The sequence below is a fragment of the uncultured Hymenobacter sp. genome, assembly GCF_964242765.1.
Taxonomy (GTDB): Bacteria; Bacteroidota; Bacteroidia; order Cytophagales; family Hymenobacteraceae; genus Hymenobacter.
The window spans coordinates 23,550-29,549 of record NZ_CAXTBM010000065.1; the positions used below are offsets into that span (position 1 = coordinate 23,550).

The 6,000-nt window shown below is 57.4% G+C and carries 5 protein-coding genes; 2 read left to right on the forward strand and 3 right to left on the reverse strand.

The features are described 5' to 3' along the window. Positions 1–143: 143 nt before the first annotated feature. Positions 144–770: a NifU family protein gene (locus ACFE7X_RS20765; protein ID WP_375437605.1), complete on the reverse strand. Its 627-nt coding sequence runs from the start codon at positions 768–770 to the stop codon at positions 144–146. 162 nt (positions 771–932) lie between these two features. Between ACFE7X_RS20765 and ACFE7X_RS20770 the strand changes: the two genes are divergently transcribed. Next, complete coding sequence (locus tag ACFE7X_RS20770) at positions 933–2,288, forward strand: HTTM domain-containing protein (RefSeq protein WP_375437606.1); 1,356 nt, start codon at positions 933–935, stop codon at positions 2,286–2,288. An 84-nt stretch (positions 2,289–2,372) separates the two neighbouring features. On the opposite strand, the gene aroC is transcribed toward ACFE7X_RS20770, so the two are convergent. Next, complete coding sequence (aroC, locus tag ACFE7X_RS20775) at positions 2,373–3,458, reverse strand: chorismate synthase (RefSeq protein WP_375437607.1); 1,086 nt, start codon at positions 3,456–3,458, stop codon at positions 2,373–2,375. Between the two features lie 93 nt (positions 3,459–3,551). After that, positions 3,552–5,000, reverse strand: coding sequence for a BatD family protein (locus ACFE7X_RS20780; protein ID WP_375437608.1), 1,449 nt, complete (start codon positions 4,998–5,000; stop codon positions 3,552–3,554). Positions 5,001–5,343: 343 nt separating this feature from the next. Here ACFE7X_RS20780 and ACFE7X_RS20785 point away from each other — a divergent pair. Next, positions 5,344–6,000: ferritin-like domain-containing protein (locus tag ACFE7X_RS20785; RefSeq protein WP_375437609.1), on the forward strand; the 657-nt coding region annotated here is incomplete at its 3' end.

The following is a 6,000-nucleotide window of genomic DNA, read 5'->3' on the forward strand; positions in this document are numbered from 1 at the left end:
AGCTGTTTCAAGCTCGAAATATATGGCAAAAAAATGCCTCCGCTTTATAGCGGAGGCATTAATTAGAAAGTGTATTTCACTCGCCTTCCAGGCTTTCTCGGCAAAAGATCAAAGGAGCTAGAGGCAAGAAACTACAGGCCAAACTAAATAGTGACGCCTTCGGCTACCACTTCCTTCACCTCGGGCACCATGCGCTTGAGCAGGTTCTCGATGCCCGATTTCAACGTAACGGTAGCCGAGGGGCAGCCGGAGCAAGAACCTTGCAGGTTCACAGTCACGATGCCATCCTGGTAGCTTTTGAACGTGATGTTGCCACCATCTTGCTCTACGGCGGGGCGCACGTAGTTGTCGAGCAGGTCGATGATTTTTTGGCTGGTTTGCTGGTCGGCTTCCGACGAGTCGCCGGTGGCAGCCGCTTGCTGAGCCGCTTTTTGCTCGGCCGCTGGGTCAACGGTGAACACGGGACCAGCCGCTTCGATATAGGACTTGAGGAAGGTACGCAGTTCGGGAATAAGCTGCGCCCACTGCAAATCCGTGACCTTGGTGATGGTCACGAAGTTCTGCGCAATGAACACGCGGCCTACATAATCGAAGTTGAAAAGTTCCTGGGCCAGCGGCGAATTGGCGGCGGCTTCCAGGTTCGGATAGTCCACGCTCACGCCGTCAGCTAAGAGCTGCGAGTTGAGCACGAACTTCATGGATTCGGGGTTGGGGCTGGCTTCGGCGTAGATTGAAACCGGCGCAGCGGGGGCAGTGAGTTGTTCAGCCATGTTTGAAAGACTTGGAGACAAGCGGGAGAAAGTCAGCCGGTTTCGTACCGGTCTGTGATATAAAACCGCGCAAGACGGGATTAGTTGCAAAGATAGCGAAGTCAATGAGGATAAGATATAGCAAGGCAACCCATCACGCGGCTGCCCGCGTATCTTGCCATCATGTTTGCTCGCCTCACTGCTGCTTTGTTTCGCCCCATTGATATTGCCTGGCTAGTAGTAGCTCGGATAGGTATTGGGGTTCTGCTGGCACTGGAAATGGCCGGCAGCTTGGCACTAGGCTACGTTCGGGAGTACACCGAGCCACAGGTGCATTTCTCCTACATGTTGTTCGATTGGCTGCCGCATTGGTCGCCGCCTTTGATCATTGCCATTCATTTGGGAGCTATAGCGGGCGGTATTGCGGTGGCGGCTGGCTGGCATTTCCGTCTGGCGGCCCTGCTCCTGACGCTTTGCTACACGCTGCTGTTCCTGGCCGAGGAAACCCGCTTCATCAACCACTTCTACCTCTATTGCCTGGTAGCCGGAATGCTCGGGTTGACGCCAGCGCACCGCGCCGCCTCGGCCGACGTGCGCGCGGGGCGGGTGCCACCGTCCGCCACTACCCCCGCCTGGACGCGCTACTTGTTGCTGTTTCAGATGAGTCTGGTCTATTTCTATGCCGGATTAGCCAAGCTCAACGCCGATTGGTTTATGGCGCGGCCCCTTATGGTGTGGCTAGCCCCAAAAGCAAACTACCCTATCATCGGGCCAATACTCGGGAGCAGTATCACGCCCTGGGTGATGAGCTACGCGGGTGTAGCCTTTGATCTGCTGGTGGCACCCCTACTCCTGTGGCGCCGCACTCGGTCGTGGGCGTTTGCGGCGGCCGCGTTTTTCCACATTTCCAACGTCCTCGTTTTCGGCTTAGGTACGTTTCCGTGGTTTTCACTGTTCATAACGGCGGCTTTGTTTTTCCCGCCTTCCTGGCCGCGGCACCCCCCCGGCCTGCGCCGCTGGATAGCCACTCGTGTGCCTTTGCCCGCGCCAGCCGTTGCGCTTCCGACTGCTGCCACATACCGCCATGCGCCCGTTTTGCTAACCGCCCTTAGCCTGTATGCGGTGGTGCAGTTGCTGGTACCGCTCCGGCATTTTCTGTACCGAGGTGACGTGCACTGGACCGAAGAAGGCCACCACTTTGCGTGGCATATGATGCTGCGCAGCAAGTCCGGCTCGATTACCTACCGAGTGGTATTGCCTGATGGCCGCACCGAAATAGTGGCGCCTACCTCTTACTTAACGGTCCGCCAATACAACAAGCTGGTTGGGCAACCGGACTGTATTCTGCAATTCGCGCACTTTCTGGCAACCGAATACGCCCGGCGCGGCCTTGGCCGGGTGGCAGTTTACGCCGATTCTTACGTGCAACTCAACCGGCGCCCGGTTCGGCCCATCGTTGCGCCCACCGTTGATCTGGCCGCTCAGCCCCGCACGCTCCAACCGTACACTTGGATAACCCCCGCACCACCGCTACAGTGAGCATGGTGAGGCTAATGCCTTAACCGCGCGTTGATGCAAACAGAACGTCAAACCCACCATTTCACAACTTCGATGCTCACCACTCTACAGTTCCACTTTGTTTGCTCGGGCGCGCAGCAGCATATCGGCTAGCACGAGGCTGGTCATGGCGTCGACAATGGGCACGGCGCGCGGTAACACACACGGGTCGTGGCGGCCCCGGCCGGCCAGCGTGATTGCCTCGTTTTGGTCGTTGAGGGTTTGCTGGGGTTGCAAGATGGTAGCCACGGGCTTGAAGGCGACACGAAAATAGATATCCTGCCCGTTGCTGATGCCGCCCTGGATGCCACCCGAGTGGTTAGTTCGGGTCCGCACCGCGCCGGCTTCGTCGGTATAAAAGGTGTCGTTGTGCTCGGAGCCAAACAGCAAGGTACCCGCGAAGCCAGACCCATACTCGAAGCCTTTCACGGCATTGATGCCCAGCATGGCCCGCCCTAGTTCCGAATGCAGCTTGTCGAAGACCGGCTCGCCGAGGCCCGCTGGCACCCCGGTTACAACCCCCGTTACGAGGCCCCCCACCGTGTCGTGCCGGTCGCGGGTCTGGCGGATGAGGTCGGCCATGCGCTCGGCGGTTTCGGGGTGCGGGCACCGGACGGGGTTACTATCAATAAGTCCTAAGTCTAGCTGCTCGTAGCCCACCGGTACCTGCACCGCCCCCACCTGCGACACATAACTTCGCACCACAATGCCGTAGTGCGCCAAAAACTTTTCGGCTATGGCGCCGGCCGCTACGCGGGCAGCCGTTTCGCGGGCCGAGCTGCGGCCCCCCCCGCGGTAGTCGCGGCGGCCGTATTTCTGGTCGTAGGTGTAGTCGGCGTGCGAGGGGCGGTAGGCGTGCTCGATATGGGAGTAGTCGTGGCTGGCCTGGTCCTGGTTGCGGATGTAGAGGCTGATAGGCGTGCCCGTGGTATATCCCCCGAAAATGCCGGACTGAATTTCCACTTGATCGGCCTCCTTGCGGGGGGTGGTCAGGTCGCTTTGCCCGGGCCGCCGCCGGTCCAGCGCCGCCTGAATGTCGGTGGCTTCCACTGCCAACCCTGCCGGGCAGCCGTCCACTATCACGCCAATACCCGGCCCATGCGACTCACCGAAAGTGGTAATGCGAAACAGCGTACCGAAGGAATTAGACATGAGGCGGAAGAGTGAGTTGATGAAACGGTGAGTTGATTCTCGGAAAGGCAAAGCTACCAGAACATCAACTTACAACCTCACCAACTTGCCATTTCAGCGTTTTCGCCACCAGCCCCAAACTGCCACGCCTAGCAGCAGGGCCAGAATATAGTTGGCGTAGCGGCGGACGTCGTCGTAGGCATTGAGGGGTTGCAAGGTGTTGTCGGCGTCGAAAAGCACGTTCTGATAGAACGGGTCATCGGTGGGGGCGCGGAAGGTACTGGCTGTGCGGACTGGGCCACGAATGGTGGGCGTTAGTTCGGCGCGGAGCGTATCGTAACGGCCAACAGTAGGGTCGAAAAACACCAAGTTCAACAGACTATCAAGGGGCAGCTTACCAGGTTGGCGGGCCACTAACCGGTACGTAAACACCTTGCGCCCTCCTACGCGGCCGGCCTGCCGGGTTAGTTCCTGCTGCACATCCGGACCATACACTTCCAAGCCCGGCTTGAGCGGCACCACCGGCGCGCTAATCGCCGCTAAGTTGCCTTCGCCTTCCACCCCAAAACTGTACGTAAATGCCTGCCCGGTACGAAACGTGGTGTGGTTGACGGCCTCGCGCAACTGGTAATGGCCTATTGGCACTATGTCACGCAGCGGGTGTGGCGGCAGCGGTTTTACTAGGATGGTGCGGGTGGTAGTGAGGTACGTTTTGTAGCCTTCAAGACGGTTGTCGAGGCCTTCAGTAGGATTTTTGGCCAACCGATATTTCACCATCCGGAGCGCCACGGCCGGAAACACCAACGGCTCCGCATTGAGCGGGTAATACTCGGCTTCGTAGAGGCGGTAACGCAAAAAAGGCTTGCCTCCTATCGTCACCGACTCCGGCACTATTTCCTGCTCGTTGAAGGGCTCTTCCCAGGCCGTGCGCTGCCGAAGCTGCTGGAGGATGTCGGGTAGCTGGCCGGCGAAATTGTAGAAGTCGAGCAGCCCTTGGTCAGCGGGCGTGAGGTAGAAGTACAGCCCAATATGCACGCCTTCGCCCACGAAGACGCTGGTTTTGTCGGGCACCAAAGCCAGAAATGCGTTGTCTTTCGGCTCCACGTATTCCTGCGGTTTCGGCTTGCCGAACAGGTTGTCGAGCAAGCCGATGCCTTGTAAACCACCCGCTGCTGGCGGCGCTGCTCCGGCGGTTGGAGCGGGCCCTACGCGCACGGTTAGGCCATTGGAGCGCACTGTCAGCCCGTTGATGGTCATCGTGAAGGGCTTCACTACAAACTCGCCTTCGGCGTAGGCCGCGTAGCGTTGGGTGATGGTTAGCTCGGTAGTGGTTTGGCCCTCCACTATCCGGGTGGTCGTGGTGCTCGATTTGCCGCTTTTCTTGAAACCCTCTAGATCAGGAAAGGCGGAATAGCGCTCCAGAGCAGCTCCACGCAGGTGAAAACTGATGGTAAAATACTCGGTAACCGGAAACGCCGCTGGCCCTAGTTCCAACTCTGCCTGCGCCTCTGGCGCCACCACCGACGGTTTGGCTGGTTGTTGCGCCTTTCCTCGCGGCGGCATAACACAGCAGCAGGCAATTAGAATTAAGCTGAAAAGTAAACGGAGCATAAAGCAAGTGGTAGCAATTCAAAGCTACACAAAAAGCCTTTTCTAAGCTGAAAAGGGCTTTTTGCGAACCTCTCCAATAGCCAAGCAACCTCAACTATGCAATAGTTGAGGTTAGCGAATCAGTAACCCCGATAATAAAATTCCGGCCTTCTGCAATCCTGCTTTGCTTATACCCCGTAAGTGCCTTCCAAATACCCAATAGTATTTCTAGGTTTTCTTCAATACACAACTCCCCCAGGGCTGTGCAGGAGGCTTTATTTGCCGAAATTTTCCTTTACCCAAATCTTTCCATCACATGTCTAACATTCTCAAAAAGGGTGGCGACGAGGCAGAATTTGCCAAGCCGCTTTACGTTCCCATCAAGCGTCGCTCGTTCTTTATGTATGCCGGGGCCACCGCCGGCGTTACTGCTCTGCTCCTCTCTGGTTGCGATGATGATGGCGATGGTGGAACTGATATGCCCGGCATGGTCAATGTCGGCTCTGGCAGCGTAGGAGTTCTTAATTACGCGTATGCTCTGGAGCAGCTAGAGGCTGCTTTCTATACCCGAGTGCGCACAGGAACTTACTATACTGGCCTGACGGCAGGTAGCGCCGAGAAGCAAATTTTCGACGACCTGTACTACCATGAAGTAATTCACCGGGAGTTCTTCAAAGCCGCTCTTACGCGTGACGCCGCATCAGCCATCATCAAGGATTTGGAGCCGAACTTCGACACCATCGACTTCAATTCCAGAACAGCAGTACTGGCCACGGCAAAGGCTTTCGAGGACTTGGGCGTATCGGCTTACAATGGAGCTGGTCGTTTCATTGATACCTCCAACGTAGCAGGTCTCAACTACTTGGTAGCGGCCGGCAAGATCGTATCGGTAGAGGCTCGTCACGCCGCGCTTATCCGCGACCTGATTACGGAAGGTTCATTCGTGGATTCGGATGTGGTGACCATTGCCACC

Bases quoted from the DNA above. Each gene is read 5' to 3' on its own strand.
- ACFE7X_RS20765 (WP_375437605.1), bottom strand. From the start codon at position 770: ATGGCTGAACAACTCACTGCCCCCGCTGCGCCGGTTTCAATCTACGCC.
- ACFE7X_RS20770 (WP_375437606.1), top strand. From the start codon at position 933: ATGTTTGCTCGCCTCACTGCTGCTTTGTTTCGCCCCATTGATATTGCC.
- aroC (WP_375437607.1), bottom strand. From the start codon at position 3,458: ATGTCTAATTCCTTCGGTACGCTGTTTCGCATTACCACTTTCGGTGAG.
- ACFE7X_RS20780 (WP_375437608.1), bottom strand. From the start codon at position 5,000: ATGCCGCCGCGAGGAAAGGCGCAACAACCAGCCAAACCGTCGGTGGTG.